Below are 24,325 nucleotides of genomic sequence, written 5' to 3'. Positions count from 1 at the left end.
CGCTTTTCGTTGAAGTATAAGTGACTACGCTCAGCTAGCCGAGTCACATAGTTTATCTATGCTCTTCGTCTATCTTCCCTTGTCGCCTTCCTGTAGCTCAAATTATTTAGGGTATAAAATACTTTAAAATCAATCTTTTTCTGGTTTAGTATACCATTTTACTGGCAATCAAAAGGGACTAATTTTTCTAATAGTAAAGTATCAAATTGTTCTGAGAATGTTTTATTATGTTGAAATAGTTTAAAACCTTCATCTTTTCCGCTGAAATAATGAAGTTCATTACCTTTAATTTGTAACCCACTTCCCTCCCTTAGCGCAACAACAACTTCATGAGGATTAATCACACAAAATTCTTGTAATCGTTCATCACGAGTTTCGCCCATATGACCAGAAATATGAGCATCAATATAATGAGGGTTAATTTGTAATGGAAATAGCCCCAGAGATGGCATAATTGCAGCATTACTAACAGGCATATCATTCGTAGTACGGATACTTGGAGTTGCTACATTGCATCCTGCACTCCAGCCGATATATGGCACACCACGCTCACGAACCGCACGTTGAATCGCAACTATCAACCCGTTCTCATGTAGGCATTTATTCAACCACCAAGTGTTACCACCACTCACAAGAATACATTCTGCCTGCTCAATCGCTTCCACAGGACTAGAAAAGTGCTCAATAGACGTAACTTTTATTCCCAACGCATCTGAAAGCTGTTCTGCTCTTTCGTCATGTGAACCGCGAAGAACTGCATACGGAACCAAAACTGCTGACTTTATGTTCTTACGAACAATCATTTCTTTGATTCGAGGTAAGGCGTAGCTGAGCCATACCGGGTTGCCCGGTAGCTTACCGTTACTCAACAAAAAGATATCCATTATGTCTCCTACTGATTTGTTTTTTGCATTACAGTTATCATAAGACTATATTCGGTTAATATAGACCTAAGAATATCAATAATATGGTGCTGCTCTTCATTAGTCACATTGTTATGTCGTAATTTGTTATCATAAACATAGTTTTGTCAGATGGAATTCAAAAAAATGGAAAAATGGTATTTGCTTTATTGCAAACGCGGCCAAATTGAACGGGCTATGGAGCATTTAAACCGACAGAATGTTGTTTGTATGACGCCCATGACTGAAATGGAAAAGGTGGTTAGAGGGAAAAGGGTGACAGTGCAAGAAGCCCTGTTTCCAAACTACTTATTTGTGAAATTTGATCATAATGAAATTCATACGACAACCATCCAATCAACAAGAGGGGTTAGCCATTTTATTCGTTTTGGCCAGTTTCCGACGGAAGTCCCCGAAGAAATTATTGAGCTATTACAACAAACCCCCGTTAGTTATTCCGTCGCACCAGATATACCAAAACATGGCGACCAAGTGACAATTACCGAAGGTATTTTCGCGGGAGTACAAGCTATTTTTGATGAGCCTAATGGAGAGTATCGTTCTATTCTTTTACTGAATATTTTAAATAAAAGTGTACCTAAAGTGGTTGATAATACGCAATTTAAAAAAAATACAGATTGAACGCTTTAAGCAATCAAAAGCCCTTCTTAAAGGGCTTTTCACCTTTTTGCATTGCAAATTAAAGATAATTTAATGCAAATCAAGACTCTTCTTTTTCTTCTTCCTCTGCCCCTTCTTGCCGGTTTCTACCTTTACCAACATAGAAATTGGATAGTAAAACTCCGAGCTCGAAAAGCAAATACATTGGAACAGCAAGCAAAGTTTGAGAGAGTACATCTGGCGGCGTTAAAAACATCCCAACGATAAATGCCCCAACTAAAATATAAGGACGTTTACGTTTCAGAGATTCGGGTGTAGTCACGCCTGTCCAACACAGTAAAATAATTGCAATAGGTACTTCAAATGCCGCACCAAAAGCCATAAATAATGTCATGACGAAACTAAGATATTTACTGATATCGGGAATAAAGTTAACGCTATCTGGGGTCGTTTTAACAAAGAAACCAAATGCGAGCGGAAAAACAACGAAGTAGGCAAATGCCATTCCCAAATAAAACAAGAAACTACTTGAAACAAGCAAAGGCAACATGAGTTTGCGTTCATGCTTGTATAAGGCAGGTGCAATAAAAGCCCAAATTTGATAGAGAATAACCGGTATCGATACAAAAACCGAAACCATCATTGTCAATTTAATTGGGGTAAAGAATGTTGACGCCACATCTGTCGCACTCATTTGCGAACCTACTGGTAGCTTATCAATCAAAGGGGCTGCTACCAGCCGATAGATATCATTTGAAAAATAAGCAAGCGCAGCAAAAACAATTAAAACTGTAATTAAACAGTTTAACAGCCGTTTGCGAAGTTCAATGAGGTGGCTAATAAGTGGTTGTGTATCATTTACAGCCATGTGTTATTTTTCACTTTCAGTTTGATTAGAGTTTTTTACTTTAGCATCGAGTGATTCTACTGTTTTCACGGCGACTGAATCTTCTGGCTTTTCATCCTCAACAACAGCCGCCATTTTAGCAGCATGCTCAGGGTTTGGATCAGACTCTTCAGGTGGCTGCTGAGTATTATCTTTCGCTTCCTTTACAGCACTATCGTAACTGTCAGTGATCTCTTTTGCTTTGTTTAACTCTGTTTCAATATCATTGGTTGTCGCTTGGTAATCGCTTTTAAGCGATTGTGCCGCTGTACGCAGTTCTTCCATTGACTGCTTAAGTTCAGGAGAAAGCGCTTCTAAATTAGCTTTTTCTTCCACCTTTTTCAGCGTTTCTTGCAGCTCCTGCAGCTTTAACTCTTGCGATAACTCGTTTTGTACATTTGCAGCCATAGAGCGCATCGCACGGATCCACCCAGCGACAGTTCTCACTGCCACTGGTAACCGCTCAGGGCCTAATACAACGAGACCAATAACTGCAATAAGCAACAGTTCACTAAAACCTATGTCAAACACGGTTTAACCCTGCTCTTTGTTTTTGCTCTCAACTGGGCTTTCTTTCTTTTCAGCAGCCTGTTGTTCAGTAATATTTTTAGGTGCGAAGTCAGCATCTTGCTTTTCTTGTTCTGCTTTTGCTTTTTCGTCATCGTTCATTGCTTTTTTAAAGCCTTTGAGTGACTCACCCAAATCTGAGCCTAAAGAACGCAATTTTTTGGTGCCGAAAATTAAAATAATAAGTAAGGCAATGATAATGAGCTGCCAAGGACTACCGAAAGCAGCCATTGCAATAGTTGATTCCATTGTTAATACCTCTATATAGTTTTGGGATCAATTGTTATTAGATCTATTATATACAACCAACACAAAATACGGAAATGTTCACAGCCTTATAAACTTGTCGCAAAACAAAGTTTACTTAATTTCCGCCGGTTTTACACCAACCAAACAACCAAGACAGTGCACCTGCCACCATAAATACAATTCCAAACGGTGTGAGATTAGAAATGAGGAATAGAGTCCCACAGAGAATAAATGTAGCACCGATACCTAAAAGGTACTGAGATTTACGCTGCTTATTACGCTGACTTTTCAGTTGTTGAGTTAGTTGATCGATATTTGATTGTAAGTACTTATGCTGCCGTAATGCACCATAAATTAAATCCGGTATTTCAGGCATTTTTTCTGCCCAATAAGGTGCTTTTTCTTTTAATGCCTGAGTAATTGCAGGTATCCCTACTTGGCTATGAACCCAGTCCTCTAGAAATGGTTTTGCGGTTTTCCAGAGATCAAGCTGTGGGTAAAGCTGCCGTCCTAGGCCTTCTACATACAATAATGTTTTTTGTAATAATACCAACTGTGGTTGAACTTCCATGTTGAAACGACGTGCTGTATTAAATAAATTCAATAATACTTGCCCAAACGAAATTTCAGCTAATGGTTTTTCAAAAATAGGCTCACATACGGTACGGATAGCAAACTCAAAGTCTTCCACATTTGTGTCTGAAGGAACCCAGCCGGAGTCAACGTGCAGTTCTGCTACCTTACGATAATCACGATTAAAAAAGGCAATGAAGTTTTCTGCCAAATAACGCTTATCTTCTTTGTTTAATGAGCCGACTATCCCACAGTCTATCCCTATGTATTTAGGGTCCTCTGGATGATCGTAACTAACAAAGATATTTCCTGGATGCATGTCAGCATGGAAAAAGCTGTCGCGGAAAACTTGTGTAAAGAAGACCTTAACACCACGCTCTGCCAGCAGTTTCATATTCGTTCCCTGCGCTTTAAGCGCAGTAATATCGGAAACTGGGATCCCGTAGATACGCTCCATCACCATCACGTTTTCACGGCAATAATCTGGGTATACCTCTGGTATATACAGCATGGCGCTATTTTCAAAGTTACGACGAAGCTGAATGGCATTTGCCGATTCACGGAGCAAATTCAGCTCATCGATCAAGGTTTTTTCGTATTCACGCACGACTTCTTTGGGTCTTAATCGCCGCCCATCTGGCAGCAAAGGAACCCAATTTGCAATACGATACATTAACTTAATATCAGCTTTAATAATTGGCAGAATATCAGGGCGAATAACCTTGATGACAACATCTTTACCATTTTCTTTTAACGTTGCTGTATGCACCTGAGCAATAGACGCAGAAGCTAAAGCTTGTTCATCGAAGTCATCAAACCACTGTTCTAAAGGCCCTTCGAGAGATTCCTCAATATAGCCTCGTGCCAGTTTGCCATCAAAACTTGCCACTTTGTCTTGTAATAATGACAATTGATCTGCGATTGCAGGTGGGAAAAGATCTCGGCGAGTCGATAGCATTTGGCCAAATTTGATCCAAACTGGCCCGAGTTCTTGAAGGGCGAGACGAAGCCTTTCGCCCAATGTTTTGTCTTTATGCTTATTTTTAATCCAAAAGAAACCTAAGCGACCTATTCTCAATGGTAACGTTAGTTTAGTTTTGGGGATTAACTCATCTAATCCGTAAGAGAGAAAAACCCGAATAATGAAGTAAAGTCGTTTTATTTCACCGGGTGTCATTCTTCTCCTCCAACTGGCTTAAACGTAGCTCAAGTGTACTCATTGAATTTTCTACTTGCTCAACTTCATCACTAAAATGAGCAAGTTCAAGCTGGCTAGGCGCCATCTTCCATTCTTCAATTATTGCGTCTTTGATATACGTTTTTTGCCGTTTTACTAAATGAGATGCAAGACAAGCACCTTTATTCAGGAACTTGCTAAGACCTTCTGCCGCAACATCACCAATGTAAGGTGATAGATAATGAGCAGGATTCCAAATTGCTAAGTCAAGTAAAGAAGACCAGTGCTGTACAATTTGCATATCCCCTTCAATCACGATATCACCACGATTGATAAGTTGAGATAATTGCTGTTTGTCTTTCAATTTAACTAGCGTAAAGATGGATGTTTTAATGGTACAGTCCGCAGGCTCAACCCACTGGCTTAACACATCAACATGATTTTCAGCAAAAACGAGTGTTAACGTTTTATTCAGTTCTTTAAGTTCAATAGCCATAACCTTGCCGGCCAAGCGCATTCTAGCTGGCTGTAGAACTTTTTCTTTAAACAACATGTGGTTAAGAGAGGTTTCCATCAATGCTGTTATCAAAGAATACAAAACTGTATTTTGATTTTCGGTATGTGTTGATGGTGCTTCCATCTTAGAATTTAAACCCTTTATGCAATGCGACAATTCCACCTGTCATATTAGTGTACGTCACCTGTTCAAACCCTGCATTTTCCATCATACCTTTTAGTGTTTCTTGGTTTGGATGCATACGGATTGACTCAGCTAAATAGCGATAGCTATCGGGATCATTAACGATCGCCTGACCAATACGAGGGAGTATATGGAATGAATAGGCATCATAAGCTTTATTCAGTGGCTCAATAATTGGCTTGGAGAACTCTAACACCAATAAGCGCCCACCCGGCTTTAACACTCGGAACATAGAGCGTAGCGCTTTGTCTTTATCGGTGACATTACGCAAACCAAAAGAGATAGTAATGCAATCAAAATAGTTATCAGGGAATGGCAGTTCTTCTGCATTGGCTTGTACATAATTAACATTACCAACAATGCCTAGGTCACGTAATTTCTCACGCCCCATTTTTAGCATTGAATCATTAATATCTGCGAGTATGACCTCACCTTTTTCACCGACTAAACGTGAAAATTTAGCGGTTAAGTCACCCGTTCCACCTGCAAGGTCAAGTACTCGTTGATTACGACGTACCCCACTCGCTTCAATGGTAAAACGCTTCCAAATACGATGGATACCGAATGACATCAAATCATTCATTAAGTCATATTTTGATGCTACTGAGTGAAAAACATTCGCTACTAGGCCAGCTTTATCTTCTTTGCCGACAGTACGGAAACCAAAATCAATGGTTTCTTTAGTTGGTTCAGTCATTTCTCTTATGCCTGCTTATCATTCAAACTTTTGTAGGAAGTGTAACAGTCTTTGGGCCAAAACCCTATCAGAAGTCTAAGATTCCGCACAATTAGACGTATCTGATCGCTCAACCAATTGGGGTTGGATAGGTTGTTTAATTTCGACCCCAAGCTCTTTAAAACTTTCCGCCTGGCTAATTAAATTTCCACGCCCTTCGGCAAGGCGTTTCATTGCCGATAGGTAAGTATTATTTGCTTTATCAAGACTGGTGCCTAAAACCTGCATATCATCCACAAACAAGCGCAGCTTGTCATACATTTTCGCTGCTCTATTTGCTATCTCCTGGGCATTTTGCCCTTGGCGTTCATACCGCCAAATATTATTAATTGTCCTCACCGCCACTAACAATGTCGAAGGACAAACTAACATAATATTCTGTTTAATTCCTTCATCAAGTAACTCAGGAGCTTCTTTCAAAGCCAGTAAATACGCAGGTTCAATAGGGATAAACATTAAAACGTAATCTAATGAACGAATTCCCGGTAACTGATGGTAATCCTTGCGGCTTAGCATACGCATGTGATTGCGGATAGATGCCACATGGTTTTTTAACGCCTGTTGCTGTTCATGTGGCTCTTCGCTATTGAAGTACTGTTCATAGGAAACCAACGACATTTTGGCATCAACAACCACATCTTTCCCTTCAGGAAGATGGATAATCACATCCGGTTGATAACGGCTATTATAACTTGTATTGATGCTAACTTGGGTTTCAAACTCACTTCCTTCACGTAAACCTGAGACTTCGAGGATCCTGGTAAGAATAGTTTCCCCCCAGTTTCCTTGAATTTTATTATCCCCTTTCAGGGCTCGTGTCAGGTTAACCGCTTCTTTGGTCATTTGATTATTGAGCTGCTGTAATTGCCTAATCTCATAGGCTAAAGTGTGGCGTTCTTTCGCTTCTTCACCAAAACTTTGCTGAACTTGCTGACGAAAACCTTCTAATTGCTCACGAAAAGGTGACAGCATCGCCAATAGGCTTTTCTGTTGTTGCTCTGATGCACGACGCTCATTTTGTTCAAAAATACGATTTGCTAAGTTTTCGAATTGTGCTGTCAGCCGTTGTTCGCTATTTTGTAAAATTCGCTGTTTTTCTTCGTTGGCTAGCTGGTTCTGTTCAAAACGAGTGATAACTTCGCGAAGCTCCGCTTCTTGTTCTCGGTTAATATCCCTTTGAGTGCGCAATTCTTGATCTAGCCTGTCATACTCTTCTTTCCATTGCGCAAGGTGGATGTTTTTTTCGTCACTTGCAGCAAGTTGGCGATTGAGTTGTTGTAGTTCCTGATCTTTTTGCGCAATTTTTTGGGCAATAGAGAACCAAGTGGCTAAACCACCAACTAAAACGCCACTCAACGCACCAATAACTGCATATAAAAGAGAGGTATCCACTGTTAAATCCTTACTTTACAAAGTCTAGTGTAAGGTAATGGGATACTGTATAAGTGTCCAGAGGTAATTTAGCCATCGAAGAAAATTTTGCGAAGCACTTCGCAAGCTTAGCCTATCCAACTTGCGAACCATTTCAGGCCGAGCGCTCCCGGCGCTAAAATACCAAATGCCCAAATCATCGCAGAAGCAATATTCGCAAGTTGGAAATGCCGTTGTGGCATGGCGCAAATCCCTGCAACCAAGGGAACAATAGCTCGTAACGGCCCGAAGAAGCGCCCAAAGAAAATTCCCCAAATACCCCATCGGTCAAAGAAACGCTGCCCTTTATCAATCATTTGTGGGTTACGAGAAATCGGCCACATATGGCGTACATTTTCTTTGTAATGATAACCAATCCAATAAGAGAGCCAGTCCCCAAAGAAAGCACCGAGAGCTGCTGCTAACCATATTGGCCAGAAAGTAATATTACTTTCACCAATTAAAGCGCCAAGCGCGAGTAAAATAACCGTTGCTGGTAACAGGAGTGACAAAAATGCCAAAGATTCCCCAAACGCCAAAAAGAAAATAATAGGAAGCGCCCATACTTCATGTTCGCGTGTAAAGTCCGTCACTATGGTGACAATTTCATTGAGTGTCACGGTCAGTTCCTTTCATTAGGGAATAATCAGAATACTGTAGCGAAAAAGTGGTAAATCAAGATTAAACAAAGCAGAAACACTTTTAGAAAAACTAAGTTGTGGATACGGAAAAATGGATTATCCACAACTCATCTTACAGTAAGTGAAACTTAGTCCAAAAACTGACTCTGCAGTGCTTCTCGTTGTTGCCTTCCTAAGCCAAAATCTTTTTCTAGCCATTGGTCAACATTGCCATAATGGCTTTCAATACTGTTTAGAGCCATTCTTAAAAAGTCTTCACGTACCGAATAGACATACTCAAATTTTTTCACAATGCTTTCGTCCATCGTTTTTGCATGTTCTTCGAGTAAATGCTTGCGGTATGGTGCAAGTGTTTCATTAGTCAGTAAGTAATCTTCCATTACAGTGTCTAAATCTGCACCTAAAGCAAATAATACTAATGCGGACCCGACTCCTGTACGGTCTTTTCCTACCGCACAGTGTTGTACGATACCACCTTTTTCTGGCTGTTTGAGTAAATTGACCAATTGGTAATAAGCAGGATTGTTCAGTGGTAATAATTCATATAAACGGAACATAAAAGCTTGCGGGTCAAATTGTTCCAATATTTCTGGCGTAAGTTTATCTAAATTTGCTGTGACCTCTTTTGCTAACGGATTTGCTGGTGCATGCACATAATGCGCGCCTTGCCAAATGACATCAGGCTTATCTAAGATTTCAGCTTCATCACGATAATCAATGATTTGGAAAAGATTTTGTGAACGTAGAACAGCTTCGTCCTCTTGAGTCAATCGGTCTAACGCACCGGAACGAAACAGGACTCCAGGCTTGATCTTCCCACCATTAGCGAGTTTTTTACCACCAAGATCGCGGAAGTTAATACCGCCTTTTAAAGGCAAAACAGAAGGATGAAGATAAGGTGTTGTTGACATAATAATTCCTTTTCGCCCTACAGCTTTCATTCCAGTTAGCAATAAAACAAATGTAACCTGAACAATTTAAGGGCACATAATATTGATAATTGTTTTTATGACAATAACAGATCTAGCGAATAAGAGGATCAGAATATTTCCTGTAAATTGATTAACAATTGTAACATTTATAAAGGAAATAAAGAGAAATAAGAGGTATGTAAAAGGACTAAGCCCGCTTACTTTTTGTCCACAACCGAGTGAAAGTCAAGTAAACGGGCCAGTAAATCACGGACTACAGTAAGCGGCGTGCAGCTTCAACCACAATACTTAATACGTTACCTTCAGTTTTCTTCAGTAACGCTTCATTTGGAATTTCTTGTTGGGTACGATTTACGATGACACCCGCAACCATACCAGCACGTAACCCTTTACTACTAGAACACATAGTCAGCAATGTGGCTGATTCCATTTCGTAGTTCATCACGCCCATGTCTTGCCACTCTTTCATCGAACCTCTGAAATGACGCATCACACGGCCAGTATAGGTATCATAACGCTCTTGACCTGGGTAGAAGGTATCAGATGATGCAGTTACACCAACATGAACGGTTGCACCTGCATCTTTCGCTGCGGCATAAAGCGCATTGGTACAATCAAAATCGGCAACTGCTGGGTATTCTAATGGCGCGAAGTGTTGGCTAGCACCGTCTAAGCGAACTGCTCCAGTTGTCACTAAAACATCACCGACATTGATATCTTCTTGGATTGCACCTGTTGTACCAATACGTAAGAAAGTGCGAATACCAAGCTGCGCAAGTTCTTCGACTGCAATAGACGTTGATGGGCCACCGATACCGGTTGAACAAACAATAACGGCTTTTCCGTCAACCTCACCACGCCAAGAGGTGTATTCACGCAATGACGCAAGGTGTACAGGGTTATCCATCAGACGTGCAATTTTTTCAACACGGTTAGGATCCCCAGGAACAATCGCTACGGTCGCACCCTGTAAGTCACTTTTCTTTAAACCTAAGTGGAAAACGTCAGACATTTCAAACTCCTTTACACAATGGCATCATTAAATCAGTCAATACTGATTAATCGTTATTTATAATATAGCGATAAAGCCATAATTTTTTAGTGATGAATGTCACTTTTAATGAAAACAATAAAAGCTTGATTTCACCATTAAGTGATTTACATCACATTTATTCATTGGTTTTATTTCTCTTTAAAATCCATTGTCATCAGTATAGATGAAAGTTTGACATAACGACAAAAGCGCCCCTGATTGCTGGGCGCTTTGATTATTTGGCAGAACTAAAAGTAGTAACGCTATATTAGAGAATTACATCAAGAACGAGGACACCAACTAGACCTATTGCCCACGCAATGGTGGTCGGAATAGACCAAACAATGATTTGCTGTTTAACGTCCTTAATTCCCATCATTCTGTTCACAACCCAATACAGGCTGTCGTTAAAGTAACCGAAGAACAGAGACCCCATGGTTGCCGCTTGCGCTGCGACCAATAAGTTAATATCAGGTATTTGGCTAATGATTGGTGCAGAAATAGATGCTGCGGTAATCATTGCTACTGTACCCGAACCTTGAATCAAACGAACCAACGTCGCGATGATAAACGGAATCAATACAGGTGTAATTGGCAGATTTGCTACATGCTCAGCAAGAATGTTTCCTGTGCCACTATCGCGCAGTACCGCGCCTAATGCACCACCAGCCCCCGTAACAAGCAGAATAATACCGGCTGCTTGTAAGCCTTCTTCCATACGGTCGATGACTTCTTCTTTCGTTGCTTTTGGCATTAATGTGTAAACAGAGATCAACACACTAATTGATAATGCAATAATGGGTGCGCCTAAAAATTCAAATGTTTGGAAATACCAATTGCTTTCCATACCTTGGAAAGATTCTGTTTTCAGAATTAAGCCATTAATTGCATTTATGAAAATTAACAAAATAGGCGTAATAATCGGTAAAAGCGATAAGAACAGGCTTGGTAACGGTTTATTCGCTTTTTCTTCCATATAACGAGCGTGAACTTCTTTCAGGTCTTCACTACCCGTTTCATCTGGCATAAATTCAGGGTATTTAGTCCCTAACCATTTTGCATAAAGAACAATACCGATAACACAAGGAATAGCGAGGCTCATTCCTGCTAGGATCATTGCGCCAACATCGACACCAAAGATCCCTGCCACGCCTAAAGGCCCAGGTGTTGGTGGAACGGTGTGGTGTGTCACCACTAACCCACCAGCGAGTGCAACGCCTAAAGTCAGTATGCTACGTTTACCATTTTTGGCTAATGCTTTTGCCAATGGGTATAAAATCACAAAAGCGGAATCAACGAAGATAGGAATACTGACAATATAACCGGTAATTGCCAACGCCCATTCTTCACGCTTTTTTCCTAACCATTTGATAAAGCTATAAGCGATCTGTTCAGCAGCACCTGAAACTTCCAGCACCCTTCCCATCATTACCCCGAGTCCGATAACAATACCGATGCTACCGAGTGTTGACCCAAAGCCTTTTGTAATGACTGTCACGGTCTCTGCCGCAGTCAAACCACCGGATATACCCGCGATTGCTGCAGCAATTAGCATTGCTAATAACGCATGAACACGCGTTCGTAATACTAAGAAGATCAGGACAAATATGGCCACTGCGAGGCCAATAACAGGAATATAGGACATAGGCTATCTCCTACTTAGACGAACCGTGGTGGGTGATAAACGAACGGATCGCATCACCAAACGAGCCATCTGCACGAAAACCGAGATCCAATGCACGGCTGATATCAAATTTGCCCGGCCAGCTCGCCACAATACGGTTAATGGCTTCATCAGGCTCAAAGCGAATAAGATCCACAGCTTCTTGGCCTGCAACATCACGCAGAGCATCGATCATACCTTGGACGGTAACGGTGATACCTGGCAGGTTCACCGTGCGTGATTTACCAAATTTTTCAGCAGGGATACTGACCGCATGAATAAAGTTGTTAATCACAGTTTCAGGGCTAGATAACCACAGCGCTAGGTCAGGGGAGACAGGACAAACACTTTCAACCCCATTTAATGGCTCACGAATAATGCCACTTGCGAATGAAGAGGCGGCTTTATTTGGCACCCCCGGACGAATACTAATGGTTGGTAAACGCATCACACGGCCATCAACAAAGCCTTTACGTGAATAGTCATTCACCATCAATTCACACATAGCTTTTTGAGCACCATAGGACGATTGTGGGTTAACGACACACAAGTCTGTGATGACATCAGGTAGCTCACCACCAAACACAGCGAGGGAGCTGGTGAACATAAATTTGATTGCAGGGTTCTTGGCACGAGCGACTTCCAATAATTGACGAGTGGCTTCAAAGTTAACCTTCATACCCAAGTCAAAATCACTTTCAGCGTGGCTACTTACGATAGCTGCAAGGTGGAAAACCACATCGGTTTGTGCATCAATCAGTTTATCAGCCGCCCCTGCTTGCGTTAAATCTAACGCGACGCAACTGACTCTGGCATCTTCAACCGGTGATGTAGGGCATTGAATATCGGCTAAAACAAGGTGGTCAAATTTTAAACCCTGGCTATTTTTAAGCAAAGCAGCGGCTAGCTGCTGGCCCAGAAAGCCTGCGCCACCAGTAATAATAACTTTCATTGTAATTCTCCTTGCTATAGCCTTTTAACTGGCTATGCAGTTTTAGGTAAGATTATTTATGTTTTATGTCTTGATTAAATGAAGTTTTATGTTTTGTTCTGTTATCCGCTGCACCACATCAGTTGGCAACTGATCATCACAAATGATGTCGTGCAATTGATTCAATGGGCAAACACGAAACATGCCATATTTGCCGAACTTACTACTGTCTGAAACCAGCACACAACGGCGAGCAACATCCAATAGCGTTTGTTTTATCTGAACCTTTTCCTCATGCGGGGTAGAAACCCCGTGCTGCAAATCCCATGAACTGGTGCTGATAAAAGCAATATCAACATTGAGGGTTTTCAGCATCATCGCAGCCGTATTTCCTACACTAGAATGGTTACGTTTATCCACCAATCCCCCGGTGTGGTATAGGTTTAGCTGCGACTTATTCATTAAGTACTGCATAATCGAAAAATCATTAGTGACAATCGTTAAGTTGAAACGCTCGCCGAGTACGCGTGCTATCTCAAAGGTAGTTGTTCCCGCATCGAGATACACCACTTGCCCATCTTCAACTAGTGAGCTGGCAAACTGGCCAATTTCACGCTTATGGCGATGATGTAACCGCGCTTTTTCACTCCAAGGTAACTCTTGGCGCAGCACATCATTTAACTTAACGCCACCACTAATACTGAGTACCTTCCCTTCTTCTTCTAACATCCGAATATCACGTCGCACTGTCATATGAGAGACATTCATTAGCTCAACCAAGTCACTGATCGATACGGTTTGATGTTCATGCACGTAACGGTAAATAAAATCACGACGCTCAGAAGGGAGCATAGGTTCTCCTAATTATGAATTTGCTTGTTTAAGCCAGCCTAATCCATCTTCGGTACGGCCTGCTGGATGATATTCACATCCTAACCAGCCTTCATACCCCATTTCATCCAACTGCTTAAAAATCCATGGGTAATTGACTTCACCGCTCTCCGGTTCATGACGATAAGGAACTGACGCTATCTGAATGTGACTAAATTTACCCCATAAACGTTCAATTGTTTTCAATAAATCACCTTCCATAATTTGGCAGTGATATAAATCCAACTGGATAAATACATTTTCACGAGCAATTTCAGGTAGTAATGCTTCAGCTTGTTTTTGCGTCGTCAAAAAGTATCCGGGCATATCGCGGGTATTGATGGGTTCGATAAGCACACGAATACCGTGCTCAGCCATCACATCCGCCGCATATTGAATATTTTTGATATAGCATGCAGTTTGCTGTTCAAGTGTATAGTTTTCATTCACTTTCCCCGCCATCGCATGAACTTGTTTACAGCCTAAGGCTTTTGCGTATTTCAAGGCCGTTTGTACGCCTTCGGCAAATTCTTTCTCACGACCTGGGATCGAAGCCATACCACGCTCCCCTTGTGGCCAATTTCCCGCTGGCATATTAAACAGAGCTTGTGTTAAATGGTGTTTACTCAGCTCACCCGCAATGACATCGGCATCTTCTTCATAAGGGAAGAGGTATTCGACACCTTTGAATCCCGCATTTGCAGCACGTTCAAAGCGCTGTATAAAAGGCACTTCGGTAAACATCATGCTTAAATTTGCAGCAAATTTAGCCATTTTCGCCTCGCTACTTTTGTGGATAACGACTTTCGAGCTGTTCAACTTGCTCTTGCGTTAATGTTGTAAAGCCATGTGGGCGTAATGTGATATATAAGCGAGCTGTATCTTCTAACTCTTCTGCATTGAAGAAAGCTTGTCTTAACGTTTTTCCACCCACGACCGGACCATGATTTGATAGCAATACCGCATTATGTGTCGGTGCTAATTTTGCAATTTCCTCACCAATTCGGTCATCCCCCGGTGGCAAGTATTCAATCAATGGCAATTTTCCCACTCGCATCACATAATAAGGTGTGATGGGAGGTAAACAATTTGTTGTATCTAACCCCGGTAAGCAAGACAACGCCGTTAACCAAGGTGAGTGAAGGTGAACAACTGCTTGGCAATCAGGGCGTTGCAAATACATCGCCATATGCATAGAAACTTCTTTTGTCGGCTTATCACCCCCAATCCAATTGCCTTGTGCATCGAGTTTACTCAGTTTGTTAGGGTCTAAATCACCAAAACTGGAGTTTGTCGGTGTCACAATAATCGAACCATCAGGTAACCGAGCACTAATATTTCCTGCACCACCACTACTGTATCCGCGGTTAAACATTGATTTAGCCCAATCGACTAACTCTTGGCGCAGCGCCTTTTCATCACTCATTAAACATCTCCTGTGCAAACTGGAAGAAATTTTCTTGGCCGAAATTACCTGATTTCAGCGCCAACCAGTTACCGCTTGCTAAATCCTGTACCCATGGCACACCAGGGGCAATTGGTGAACCAATACTTAATTGTTCTGTTCCAAGGCTTTGAACCACTTTTCCTGAGGTTTCGCCACCCGCAATAATAAAGGTGTCATACCCTTTCGCTTGCAACAGTGCGACAACTTCACCAAATACCTTCTCGACCGCGAAACTTGATTCCGCTGCGCCATATTTTTCTTGTGTCTGTTTCAATAATTCAGGGGATTGAGTGGCATAAAGCATTGGCGCTAAACCGGTTAGTTGCTGTGCTTGCACCCAATCAGCTAATGTTTTGGCATACTCTGAGTTATTTAAACACTCACCCACATCCAACATTTTTGCAGGAGCAACTTGCTGATAAGCCTGAACTTGTTTGTTAGTCATTACCGAGCAACTTCCCGATAAAACAACTGTTTTCCTGTTTTTACCTGTTGGCTTTTCACCTCGTTGCGTTGTACCGCCCCATGGACATTGGCTATCCACATTCGCTAATGCAGCGCCGAGGCCGGAGCCCCCAGTTAACAGTGGCATGGCTTTAACCGCTTGTGCGATAGGAAGCAAATCATCCATCGTTAAGCTATCAACGACCGCGTAACTCACACCTTGTTGAGCTAACTCGGCAAGCTTTTGGCTAACAACGTCACTGCCTTTTTGAATATCTTCAAGTTTGACTAAACCTGCTTTACCTTTTGATTGTTTTTCCATCACACGCAATAAATTTGCGTCGGTCATTGGGGTTACAGGGTGATGCTGCATGCCACTTTCATTAAGTAGCTGGCCATTCACAAATAAATGACCGTGAATAACCGTTCTGCCGTTCACAGGTAACGCTGGGCAAACTAATGCTAAATCTGTTCCCAGTTGTGCCATTAATGCATCTGTAACGGGGCCAATATTGCCTTTTTCGGTTGAATCAAACGTTGAGCAATATTTAAAGAAAATTTGCTGACAATTCGCTTTTTGCTTCAGCCACTTACACGCATTGGTCGATGCACTAACAGCTTCATCGACAGGACAAGAGCGGCTTTTCAAACTGATCACTATCGCATCAACATCTTGTGGTACTGGTGTGTTTTCATCGGGTTCATTCAATAGCTGAACAACCTTCCAACCGTTTTGCACCATAAAGCCTGCAATATCTGTCGCACCGGTAAAATCATCCGCTATTACGCCTAACTTCACTGTCATGCTTTTTTCTCCGGTAAAGTAATACCTTTAAATGTTTTGATCACCGCGCTGTCATCCTGCTGACCAAAGCCTTCATTGCTCGCTGAAATAAACATTTGATGGGCTGTTGAAGCAAGTGGCAGCGGGAAATTTAATGCTTTCCCTGTTTCCATCACTAGCCCTAAATCTTTGACAAAAATATCTACTGAGGATTTTGGCGTATAATCACCGTCTAAGACATGTTGCATACGGTTTTCAAACATCCATGAATTTCCAGCTGCATGGGTAACAATGTCGTACATCACGTCAAGGTCAATACCCGCCTTGGCGGCTAAAGCCATACTTTCTGCGGCAACAGCTATATGCACCCCAGCTAATAACTGGTGAATCGTTTTGACGGTTGAACCTAAGCCGACTTCATCCCCTACGCGATATAAGCGCTCAGAAATAGCGTTAAATACGGGTGAAAGCTGCTCAAATAGAGCTGGTTCACCTGAAGCCATTACAGTCAATTTCCCTTCAGCGGCTTTAATTGAGCCACCTGAAATAGGCGCATCTACAAGCGGTAATTGATATGAGGCAAGGCGCTGAGCGATATTTTTAGTTTGTTCCGCAGCCAAGGTACTGTGCAACACAATAACCGTACCGGGGCGTAGTTGTTCAACTAAAGGCTGTTCACCCGAAAATAAAATGGCTTCAACTTGACGACCATTAACCACCACCAGCAACAAAGCATCAATTTCATGGGCAAATTCCGCTGCATTTTGCCCCACTGCAATTGCGCCTGCGTTAAGTAGGCTTTTGCATGCACCTTGGTTTAAATCAAATCCATAGGTAGGAATGTTATTTTTTATAAGAGATTGTGCGATCCCCATCCCCATAGAACCTAGGCCAATCACGCCAATTTTATTAACGAAATTTCCCATAATGACCCCTGATGTTGTTAATCTTCGTGACTGTTGTGAATTTTCACACAATAAAATTCACAAACACATGACTAACATCACATTTGAGATAATATAAAAAACAAACAATAAAAGCATAAACAATTGAATTAAAACAAAATAAATAAAAATTCACCTTAAACATGCTTTCACAGAATAATGTGATAGAAAATGTGACGCTCGTTATGTTTATTCACGTTTAATTCACAAATGAAAAATCTTTGTTTCTCTACTGGGCTATATTCAATGCATCATTTCTATTGACCTAAAACTCAAATTGCTGAAAATAGCCGACTACAATTTTTTGAATAATGCTCCATACTATGGATGAGAGCATAAATTGGCGGATTGCCTAGGAGATAACATGGGGTTATTTGAGCAAATGATGGGTATGGTTGCAGGCGATAAAATGCAACAATTTCAATCAGTAATAAACTGGGTTGAGGAGCAAGGTGGCCTTCAAGGTGTTATCGAAAAATTTAACGAGCAAGGCTTAGGCGGTGTTATTGCATCGTGGATCAGTGAAGGAAATAATTTACCTATCGATGCCAGCCAATTAATGCAAGTTTTTGGAAATGCAAATATCCAAGAATTAGCTCAACAGGTTGGCTTAGAGCCTCAAGCAACCTCAGAAATGATTGCTAAATATCTGCCTCAGTTGGTTGATAGCGCCACACCAAATGGCGAAGTCCCAGAAAACCTCGATTTGGCTTCTATCGGTATGAACTTACTGAAATCTAAATTATTTGGTTAATACTTTCTAAAAAGGCAGGGAAAACCTGCCTTTTTGACACACTAACTAATCGCCATTTTACTGATCATTTCTGAGCTGTTTCGCTGCTTCAACCATGTTAGCTAATGCTTGGCGAGTTTCTGGCCAGCCACGAGTTTTCAAGCCGCAATCTGGGTTAACCCATAAGCGCTCAACCGGAACACGCTTCGCCGCCTTTCTTAATAGCGCAACAATCCATTCCACATTCGGTACATTTGGTGAGTGAATATCATAAACACCGGGTCCAATTTCATTTGGATAATCAAAATCTTCGAATGCGTCTAACAGATCCATATCTGAACGTGATGTTTCGATAGTGATCACGTCGGCATCCAATGCCGCAATGGAATCCATGATGTCATTGAATTCGCAATAGCACATATGAGTGTGAATTTGCGTGTCATCATCAGCAATCGCAGCACTAAGCTTGAAAGCATCAACCGCCCATTTGAGGTAAGCCCCCCACTCATTTCGGCGCAATGGTAACCCTTCACGCAGCGCAGGCTCATCGATTTGAATAATACCGATACCCGCTTTTTGTAAGTCATCCACTTCATCACGTAACGCTAGCGCAATCTGTTTAGCAATCGTTTCACGGCTAACATCTTCACGTGGGAATGACCAACATAGAATAGTGACAGGACCAGTTAACATCCCTTTGACAGGTTTCTTCGTTAAGGATTGAGCATATTTTGCCCACTCCACCGTAATGGCTTCTGGGCGACTAATATCACCAATAATCACCGGTGGTTTTACACAACGTGAACCGTAACTTTGCACCCAACCATTTTGGGTAAATACATAGCCATCAAAGTGCTCACCAAAGTATTCCACCATGTCATTACGTTCAGCTTCACCATGCACAAGGACATCGATATCTAAAATTTCTTGTTCTTTAATGGCTTGCTTAATATGTTCACTAATATTGGTGCGATAGTAGGTTTTATCCACATTCCCTTTTTTGAAGTCTAAACGTAATGTTCTGATTTCACTTGTTTGAGGAAATGAGCCAATCGTGGTTGTTGGCCATAATGGTAAGTTAAAGCGTTGACGTTGGCGCGCTGCTCGCTGTGGATAGGGGCTATAACGTTCTGTATCCCCTTCGCTGATTGCCGCCAAACGCTGAGCCACTGATGCATTATTCACACGAGCTGATGTTCTACGCGCTCGAATAGGTGCGCTGTATGTATCTAATTCAGCAATATGGCTGTCTGTTGGCTGATTTAACGCTTTAGTTAACAGAGCAAGCTCTTCACATTTTTGGATAGCGAAAGCAAACCAGCTTTTTACTTCGGCATCTAAACGCGTCTCATCATTTAAGTCGATTGGGCTATGCAGTAATGAACATGACGTTCCTATCCATATATCACGCTGACCTAAAAGCGGCTTCACCTGTGAAAACTTTTCACCTAAGTCCGCCTTCCATACATTACGACCATTAATAATTCCTAGTGATAATACCCAATCTGCTGGCAGCACTTGGTGTAGTTTTTCAATATCATCAGCGCCTGCGACCACATCAACATGTAGGCCTTGCACAGGGAGTTGCTTAATCAAGTCTACATGGTGACTAATGCCATCGAAATAGGTGGTTAGCAGTATTTTTATTTGGCCTGATAGCGTTTGGTAAGCCTGCTGATAAGCTTGCTGCCATTGCTCTGGTAAATCTAACACTAATGCAGGCTCATCGATTTGCACCCACTCAAGACCTTTTTCTGCTAAGCGCGACAAGATCTCCTGATAAACAGGTAATAATTCATTCAATAATGATAAGCGGTCAAATGGTTCCCCTTTCACTTTACCTAACCAAAGGTAGGTTATAGGGCCAATGATAACCGGTTTCACATTATGGCCTAATGCTAATGCCTCATCGACTTCATCAAGCAGCTGTGTCCAAGACAGGGAAAATTGTTGCCCTTTTTGAAATTCAGGCACGATGTAGTGGTAGTTAGTATTGAACCACTTCGTCATCTCACCTGCTGGAGCGGGTTTGCCCGTTGGTGCGCGACCGCGGGCTACACGAAATAAGGTATCTAAATCAATCGAGCCATCTTCATTTTGGTGGCGTGGCGGCACATTGCCTAATAACAAACTGGTTGTCAGCACTTGGTCATACCAAGCGAAATCACCAACGGGTAATAGCTCAACACCCGCCTCTTTTTGTTGCTGCCAATGGCGTGTACGTAGTTGATAACCAGTTTCTAATAGAGCGGCTTGGTCAATCTTGCCTGCCCAATAATCTTCTTGTGCACGTTTTAGCTCTCTTTTTAGACCGACACGTGGAAAACCAAGTGTATGATTTATAACAGACATATTGACCCCTTAAAATATTTAGCCGTCTAGATGTTTACACATCCATAATCAACAGGTACTGTATAAAGCACAAGCGCAAATTTTTCATTGTCACCGTGAAGGTTTCTCATGATCGAACTAAAACATTTAAAAACATTGCAAGCGCTCAGCCAATACGGTTCATTAGCGGCAACAGCAACTCACTTGCACCAGACACAATCTGCTTTATCACATCAGTTTAGTGATTTAGAGCATCGGCTAGGTTTCCGGTTATTTGTTCGTAAAAGCCAGCCATTGCGCTTTACGCCACAAGGGGAAGTCTTATTACAATTAGCACAACAAGTCCTGCCATTGGTAAAAGATGCCATTCGAGTATGTAATGAGCCTGGGGTTTGTGCGTTACGCATCGCGATTGAATGCCATAGCTGCATTCAGTGGTTGACCCCTGCATTACAACAATTCAGACAAACTTGGCCACAAGTCAGCGTAGATTTTAAGTCAGGGGTGACGTTCGACCCTCAACCTGAATTGCTGTCAAGGGAATTGGATATTGTGATGACCTCTGACATTTTGCCAGATCAAGGCATCCACTATACGCCAATGTTTGATTATGAAGTGAAATTGATTGTAGCGAATGACCACCCGTTAGCCAAAAGGCCGCATATTGAACCCCATGATTTGGCAGATGAAACGTTGCTTATCTACCCTGTACAACGGGATCGCTTCGATGTTTGGCGCCATTTTCTGCAACCTGCGGGCGTGTCACCTAATGTGAAAAATGTCGATAACACATTAATTTTAATCCAAATGGTTGCAGCCAAAATGGGCATTGCCGCACTACCTCACTGGGCGGTTGATTCATTTGAAAAACAAGGGCTAGTAAAAACCAAAACCTTGGGTAGCGGTTTATGGAGCCGGCTGTATGCAGCTTGCCGTGAAGGAGAACAGCGCCAGCCAGCTATTGAAGCGTTTACTGAGACGACGACGGACCACGCCGTGGAGAACTTGTCTTATGTGAAGGCCGCGAAAGGATCCAACGCTTATGCACCCAAAGAGAAGCAACTATCAGGCTCGATCCTATGGTAAAACTCAGCCAATCCGGATGTTGTTGCCAGATAGCAAAATTCACTAATAACCCCGCTGGGACCATCATGTTATTCATAATAGCAAGGGTTCCAGCATCCACTTTGGTTGCGCCATAGTTCCACATAAAGTAGCCAATGCCTGAAGCTGCAATACCCAACCACAGTAAGACGCCCCACTGGAGAGTCGTTGTCGGCATCATCGATTTATTACCAAATAGCAGCCATCCAAGTAATGCAATTAGCGTTGCACCAAGGTAAAACCATGAGAAAGCCTGATGTTGAGGGATCGGATGCACCTCCATCAGACGTTTATACCCCACCTGCCCAATCGCAAAAAAGATATTTGCTAACTGCACAAAAAGTAAACCTAACCAAAAAGATTCACTCAAGTGGTCATAACGAATAATTGCAGCGCCGATTACCGCTAATAGTGAGCTAAACAAATAGCCTTTACGCAGCTTTTGCCGTTCTAATAAGTCATAAATTAACGTGACATATAGCGGTGTTAATACCGTAAAAAGCAAAAATTCAGCAACAGTAAGGTATTGATAAGCATGGAAGACAAACAGGTACATGATACCTAGTTGGCAAGCGCCCACTAGCATATAGAGCGCAATCACTTTAGCGCTAAATTGGCGCCAACGTAGGAAAGGTAAAAAAACCAGCGAAGCCAGTGCAACCCGCACTAACACTGAAAACCAACTATCTACTTGACCCGCAAGGTATTCGCCGATAAGACTAAACGACGCTGCCCAAAGCAGCGTCGTGATAACAAGTAACCACATAATGCTGTATTTCGCCCCAAACTTAAGAATGTTGGCTAGAATACTCGCTTTTTGGTTTTAATGCTCTTTTTCGATCAAGACGGCTTCTAATAAATCCAAGTCAACCAGTAACGTTTGTAGCGTTTCATTACTGATTTTCTTGGTTGCGCGCAAGTGATAAAGCTCACCACGTTCTGCGCGTAATGCCGTTAAACGGAAACGCCGTTCAAGGTCTTCAACCAGCAAATTATGGTCAATTTCATCTTGTCCTGCGGTACGTCGCCTTAAATAACCCGTCACGCGGGAAGCGACTTCACTGATATCTTCTGAATCGAGTTTTTCATCAACGTCAGCAGATAAACGTTCCTGCATTTTATTTAAGCTGACAATCGCCACTTCCGCCATCGCGGCTTTTGCCATGCGAATTTCATTGGCATCCGCTTCTTTATCTCCCACTTTAAAATTACGCAGCAGAAGCGGTAAAGCGACCACACCTGCAAAAATGGAAAATAAGATAACTCCCGCGGCAATAAACACGAGCTGGTAACGAGCAGGGAATGGCGAGCCATCCGTTAAAAATAACGGAATAGAGAGCACACCCGCTAAGGTAATAGCCCCGCGTACCCCTGCAAAAGAGGCTAGCCAAAGCTCACGTACGGTATAGTTCGCAAATTGCAGTGGTCTTTTCTTTAAGAATAAACGGCTAAACCTTTTCATCAGCCATAGCCAACAAAAACGCAATAACAATAAAGCAAAATAGATAATTGCCACCGCGGCAAATAGCATCCACGTTTCTACGCTTGGGTCGAGATCTGCTTGGATAACAGACGTTTCCCAGATACCGGGCAATTGAAGCCCTAACATGATGAAAACCAACCCGTTAAAGACAAATTCAAGCATCGACCAAACGCTATCAGCACGTAGCCTCATCGCTAATGGAGCGTTACGGATAACCCCCGATTTTGTGATGGTCATACCCGCCGCAACGGCGGCTAAAATACCTGAAAACCCAATATGTTCCGCAATCATGTATGATGCAAATGGCAGCAATAGCATAAATACAATTTGGGTTGCTGGGTCATCACCACTCCAACGGCTCATTAAACGTAACGATTTGCTGTACAGCCAAGTCACGATAATACCTGCGAGTAGCCCGCCAACCGCAACTTTGAAAAATTCAATGGTAACGCCAGAAGCACTAAACACCATGGTTCCCATGGCAATTGCTACCGCAAATTTTAATGCAACCAGACCAGAGGCATCATTCATCAATGCCTCCCCTTCTAGCACACTCATCATCCGTTTAGGGATACGCCCTTTTCCAACAATTGAAGATAACGCAACGGCATCAGTTGGAGATAGCACAGCCGCTAGAGCAAACGCAGCAATTAATGGAATACCTGGCATCAACCAGTAAATTAAATAACCAATCCCAATCACTGTAACCAGCACGAGAACCAACACTAAAATAAAAATTTCTCGACCATTTTGAAAGAACTCGCGTGTTGGGGTTTTCCACCCATCAACAAACAACAAAGGTGGGATTAACAGAACCATAAAAAGTTCTGGGTCAAAGGTGACATGCAGGCCGAATTGAGGCCAAGCCAACAGCGCACCGATAGCAATTTGAATGAGAGGAAGAGGAATACGAATAGGAAGAATTTTAGCGGCTACCCCTGAAACAGAGACAGCTAAAATCAAAATAAGAATAGTAAAGAAAATTTCCATGTTGCCCTTACTGAATTAACCTAGCGACTAGAACCTAAAATTTTGCCTGCCGCCGCATAGTAAGAGATAGCACCGTCCAGACCATGATAATTAAGACTAAGCCAGTAACCAGTGGAAATCATGCACATCCACTTGATTAACCGCCTTCTCTCTATTTTATCCCTAGCCATCCAT

The 24,325-nt window shown here is 42.1% G+C and carries 24 protein-coding genes; 3 read left to right on the top strand and 21 right to left on the bottom strand.

What is annotated here, in order from left to right:
- Positions 1–158: 158 nt before the first annotated feature.
- Complete coding sequence (gene pepE, locus P3L40_RS02895) at positions 159–884, bottom strand: dipeptidase PepE (protein ID WP_004260803.1); 726 nt, start codon at positions 882–884, stop codon at positions 159–161.
- Between the two features lie 165 nt (positions 885–1,049).
- Between pepE and rfaH the strand changes: the two genes are divergently transcribed.
- The gene (gene rfaH, locus P3L40_RS02890) at positions 1,050–1,544 is read left to right on the top strand and encodes a transcription/translation regulatory transformer protein RfaH (protein ID WP_036958310.1); all 495 of its coding nucleotides are present in this window, start codon (positions 1,050–1,052) and stop codon (positions 1,542–1,544) included.
- Between the two features lie 79 nt (positions 1,545–1,623).
- On the opposite strand, the gene tatC is transcribed toward rfaH, so the two are convergent.
- The 17 genes from tatC to ltnD form a co-directional block, all read right to left on the bottom strand.
- Complete coding sequence (gene tatC, locus P3L40_RS02885; RefSeq protein WP_004260806.1) at positions 1,624–2,391, bottom strand: Sec-independent protein translocase subunit TatC; 768 nt, start codon at positions 2,389–2,391, stop codon at positions 1,624–1,626.
- 3 nt (positions 2,392–2,394) lie between these two features.
- On the bottom strand, positions 2,395–2,940 hold the full coding sequence (gene tatB / locus P3L40_RS02880; RefSeq protein ID WP_004260808.1) for a Sec-independent protein translocase protein TatB: 546 nt from the start codon (positions 2,938–2,940) through the stop codon (positions 2,395–2,397).
- A gap of 3 nt (positions 2,941–2,943) precedes the next feature.
- Positions 2,944–3,225: a twin-arginine translocase TatA/TatE family subunit gene (tatA, locus tag P3L40_RS02875; protein ID WP_004260812.1), complete on the bottom strand. Its 282-nt coding sequence runs from the start codon at positions 3,223–3,225 to the stop codon at positions 2,944–2,946.
- A gap of 115 nt (positions 3,226–3,340) precedes the next feature.
- On the bottom strand, positions 3,341–4,975 hold the full coding sequence (ubiB, locus tag P3L40_RS02870) for a ubiquinone biosynthesis regulatory protein kinase UbiB (protein WP_004260814.1): 1,635 nt from the start codon (positions 4,973–4,975) through the stop codon (positions 3,341–3,343).
- Entirely contained in the window at positions 4,962–5,615 is a 654-nt protein-coding gene (locus tag P3L40_RS02865; protein ID WP_004260815.1) for an SCP2 domain-containing protein, read from the bottom strand. Before P3L40_RS02865 ends, ubiB begins: the two co-directional genes overlap by 14 nt.
- A 1-nt stretch (position 5,616) precedes the next feature.
- Positions 5,617–6,372 carry a bifunctional demethylmenaquinone methyltransferase/2-methoxy-6-polyprenyl-1,4-benzoquinol methylase UbiE gene (gene ubiE / locus P3L40_RS02860; RefSeq protein ID WP_004260818.1) on the bottom strand — a complete coding sequence of 252 codons (756 nt, stop codon included), beginning with the start codon at positions 6,370–6,372 and terminating at the stop codon, positions 5,617–5,619.
- Between the two features lie 75 nt (positions 6,373–6,447).
- A complete protein-coding gene (gene rmuC, locus P3L40_RS02855; RefSeq protein ID WP_004260819.1) occupies positions 6,448–7,803 on the bottom strand; it encodes a DNA recombination protein RmuC in 1,356 nt (451 codons plus the stop codon).
- Between the two features lie 107 nt (positions 7,804–7,910).
- The gene (locus tag P3L40_RS02850; protein WP_004260821.1) at positions 7,911–8,441 is read right to left on the bottom strand and encodes a DedA family protein; all 531 of its coding nucleotides are present in this window, start codon (positions 8,439–8,441) and stop codon (positions 7,911–7,913) included.
- A gap of 149 nt (positions 8,442–8,590) precedes the next feature.
- A complete protein-coding gene (locus tag P3L40_RS02845) occupies positions 8,591–9,373 on the bottom strand; it encodes a tyrosine-protein phosphatase (protein ID WP_036958312.1) in 783 nt (260 codons plus the stop codon).
- 274 nt (positions 9,374–9,647) lie between these two features.
- The gene (udp, locus tag P3L40_RS02840) at positions 9,648–10,406 is read right to left on the bottom strand and encodes a uridine phosphorylase (protein ID WP_004260826.1); all 759 of its coding nucleotides are present in this window, start codon (positions 10,404–10,406) and stop codon (positions 9,648–9,650) included.
- Positions 10,407–10,695: 289 nt separating this feature from the next.
- A complete protein-coding gene (locus P3L40_RS02835) occupies positions 10,696–12,072 on the bottom strand; it encodes a GntP family permease (RefSeq protein ID WP_004260831.1) in 1,377 nt (458 codons plus the stop codon).
- 10 nt (positions 12,073–12,082) lie between these two features.
- The gene (gene denD / locus P3L40_RS02830) at positions 12,083–13,042 is read right to left on the bottom strand and encodes a D-erythronate dehydrogenase (protein WP_004260834.1); all 960 of its coding nucleotides are present in this window, start codon (positions 13,040–13,042) and stop codon (positions 12,083–12,085) included.
- A gap of 63 nt (positions 13,043–13,105) precedes the next feature.
- Positions 13,106–13,873, bottom strand: coding sequence for a DeoR/GlpR family DNA-binding transcription regulator (locus P3L40_RS02825; RefSeq protein ID WP_004260836.1), 768 nt, complete (start codon positions 13,871–13,873; stop codon positions 13,106–13,108).
- 12 nt (positions 13,874–13,885) lie between these two features.
- Entirely contained in the window at positions 13,886–14,665 is a 780-nt protein-coding gene (gene otnI / locus P3L40_RS02820) for a 2-oxo-tetronate isomerase (RefSeq protein WP_136134422.1), read from the bottom strand.
- 10 nt (positions 14,666–14,675) lie between these two features.
- A complete protein-coding gene (locus P3L40_RS02815) occupies positions 14,676–15,317 on the bottom strand; it encodes an aldolase (protein ID WP_110592465.1) in 642 nt (213 codons plus the stop codon).
- Positions 15,310–16,587 carry a 3-oxo-tetronate kinase gene (gene otnK, locus P3L40_RS02810; protein ID WP_094961395.1) on the bottom strand — a complete coding sequence of 426 codons (1,278 nt, stop codon included), beginning with the start codon at positions 16,585–16,587 and terminating at the stop codon, positions 15,310–15,312. Before otnK ends, P3L40_RS02815 begins: the two co-directional genes overlap by 8 nt.
- Positions 16,584–17,492: an L-threonate dehydrogenase gene (gene ltnD, locus P3L40_RS02805; RefSeq protein ID WP_136134421.1), complete on the bottom strand. Its 909-nt coding sequence runs from the start codon at positions 17,490–17,492 to the stop codon at positions 16,584–16,586. The genes otnK and ltnD overlap by 4 nt, the downstream gene beginning before the upstream one ends.
- 382 nt (positions 17,493–17,874) lie before the next feature.
- Between ltnD and P3L40_RS02800 the strand changes: the two genes are divergently transcribed.
- Positions 17,875–18,264 (top strand): YidB family protein, encoded by a 390-nt coding sequence (locus tag P3L40_RS02800; RefSeq protein ID WP_004260854.1) that lies wholly within the window; start codon positions 17,875–17,877, stop codon positions 18,262–18,264.
- A gap of 57 nt (positions 18,265–18,321) precedes the next feature.
- Here P3L40_RS02800 and metE read toward each other — a convergent pair whose 3' ends face one another.
- A complete protein-coding gene (gene metE / locus P3L40_RS02795; protein ID WP_196732262.1) occupies positions 18,322–20,595 on the bottom strand; it encodes a 5-methyltetrahydropteroyltriglutamate--homocysteine S-methyltransferase in 2,274 nt (757 codons plus the stop codon).
- 108 nt (positions 20,596–20,703) lie between these two features.
- On the opposite strand from metE, the gene metR reads away from it, so the two are divergent.
- Positions 20,704–21,660, top strand: a complete 957-nt coding sequence (gene metR / locus P3L40_RS02790; RefSeq protein ID WP_004260859.1) for an HTH-type transcriptional regulator MetR — start codon at positions 20,704–20,706, stop codon at positions 21,658–21,660.
- Here the strand turns inward: metR and P3L40_RS02785 are convergent.
- Positions 21,545–22,444 (bottom strand): carboxylate/amino acid/amine transporter, encoded by a 900-nt coding sequence (locus P3L40_RS02785; protein ID WP_004260860.1) that lies wholly within the window; start codon positions 22,442–22,444, stop codon positions 21,545–21,547. The two genes, metR and P3L40_RS02785, sit on opposite strands and share 116 nt — an antisense overlap.
- Before the next feature lie 57 nt (positions 22,445–22,501).
- A complete protein-coding gene (locus tag P3L40_RS02780; protein ID WP_004260862.1) occupies positions 22,502–24,151 on the bottom strand; it encodes a Na+/H+ antiporter in 1,650 nt (549 codons plus the stop codon).
- Positions 24,152–24,325 lie beyond the last annotated feature (174 nt).

Source organism: Providencia sp. PROV040 (assembly GCF_032706145.1).
Lineage (GTDB): Bacteria > Pseudomonadota > Gammaproteobacteria > Enterobacterales > Enterobacteriaceae > Providencia > Providencia hangzhouensis.
This window is presented reverse-complemented; position numbering and strand designations above follow the sequence as displayed.

Coding starts and splice junctions, on each gene's coding strand:
- pepE (WP_004260803.1), bottom strand. CDS start 884: ATGGATATCTTTTTGTTGAGTAACGGTAAGCTACCGGGCAACCCGGTA.
- rfaH (WP_036958310.1), top strand. CDS start 1,050: ATGGAAAAATGGTATTTGCTTTATTGCAAACGCGGCCAAATTGAACGG.
- tatC (WP_004260806.1), bottom strand. CDS start 2,391: ATGGCTGTAAATGATACACAACCACTTATTAGCCACCTCATTGAACTT.
- tatA (WP_004260812.1), bottom strand. CDS start 3,225: ATGGAATCAACTATTGCAATGGCTGCTTTCGGTAGTCCTTGGCAGCTC.
- ubiB (WP_004260814.1), bottom strand. CDS start 4,975: ATGACACCCGGTGAAATAAAACGACTTTACTTCATTATTCGGGTTTTT.
- P3L40_RS02865 (WP_004260815.1), bottom strand. CDS start 5,615: ATGGAAGCACCATCAACACATACCGAAAATCAAAATACAGTTTTGTAT.
- ubiE (WP_004260818.1), bottom strand. CDS start 6,372: ATGACTGAACCAACTAAAGAAACCATTGATTTTGGTTTCCGTACTGTC.
- P3L40_RS02845 (WP_036958312.1), bottom strand. CDS start 9,373: ATGTCAACAACACCTTATCTTCATCCTTCTGTTTTGCCTTTAAAAGGC.
- udp (WP_004260826.1), bottom strand. CDS start 10,406: ATGTCTGACGTTTTCCACTTAGGTTTAAAGAAAAGTGACTTACAGGGT.
- P3L40_RS02835 (WP_004260831.1), bottom strand. CDS start 12,072: ATGTCCTATATTCCTGTTATTGGCCTCGCAGTGGCCATATTTGTCCTG.
- denD (WP_004260834.1), bottom strand. CDS start 13,042: ATGAAAGTTATTATTACTGGTGGCGCAGGCTTTCTGGGCCAGCAGCTA.
- P3L40_RS02825 (WP_004260836.1), bottom strand. CDS start 13,873: ATGCTCCCTTCTGAGCGTCGTGATTTTATTTACCGTTACGTGCATGAA.
- otnI (WP_136134422.1), bottom strand. CDS start 14,665: ATGGCTAAATTTGCTGCAAATTTAAGCATGATGTTTACCGAAGTGCCT.
- P3L40_RS02815 (WP_110592465.1), bottom strand. CDS start 15,317: ATGAGTGATGAAAAGGCGCTGCGCCAAGAGTTAGTCGATTGGGCTAAA.
- otnK (WP_094961395.1), bottom strand. CDS start 16,587: ATGACAGTGAAGTTAGGCGTAATAGCGGATGATTTTACCGGTGCGACA.
- ltnD (WP_136134421.1), bottom strand. CDS start 17,492: ATGGGAAATTTCGTTAATAAAATTGGCGTGATTGGCCTAGGTTCTATG.
- P3L40_RS02800 (WP_004260854.1), top strand. CDS start 17,875: ATGGGGTTATTTGAGCAAATGATGGGTATGGTTGCAGGCGATAAAATG.
- metE (WP_196732262.1), bottom strand. CDS start 20,595: ATGTCTGTTATAAATCATACACTTGGTTTTCCACGTGTCGGTCTAAAA.
- metR (WP_004260859.1), top strand. CDS start 20,704: ATGATCGAACTAAAACATTTAAAAACATTGCAAGCGCTCAGCCAATAC.
- P3L40_RS02785 (WP_004260860.1), bottom strand. CDS start 22,444: ATGTGGTTACTTGTTATCACGACGCTGCTTTGGGCAGCGTCGTTTAGT.
- P3L40_RS02780 (WP_004260862.1), bottom strand. CDS start 24,151: ATGGAAATTTTCTTTACTATTCTTATTTTGATTTTAGCTGTCTCTGTT.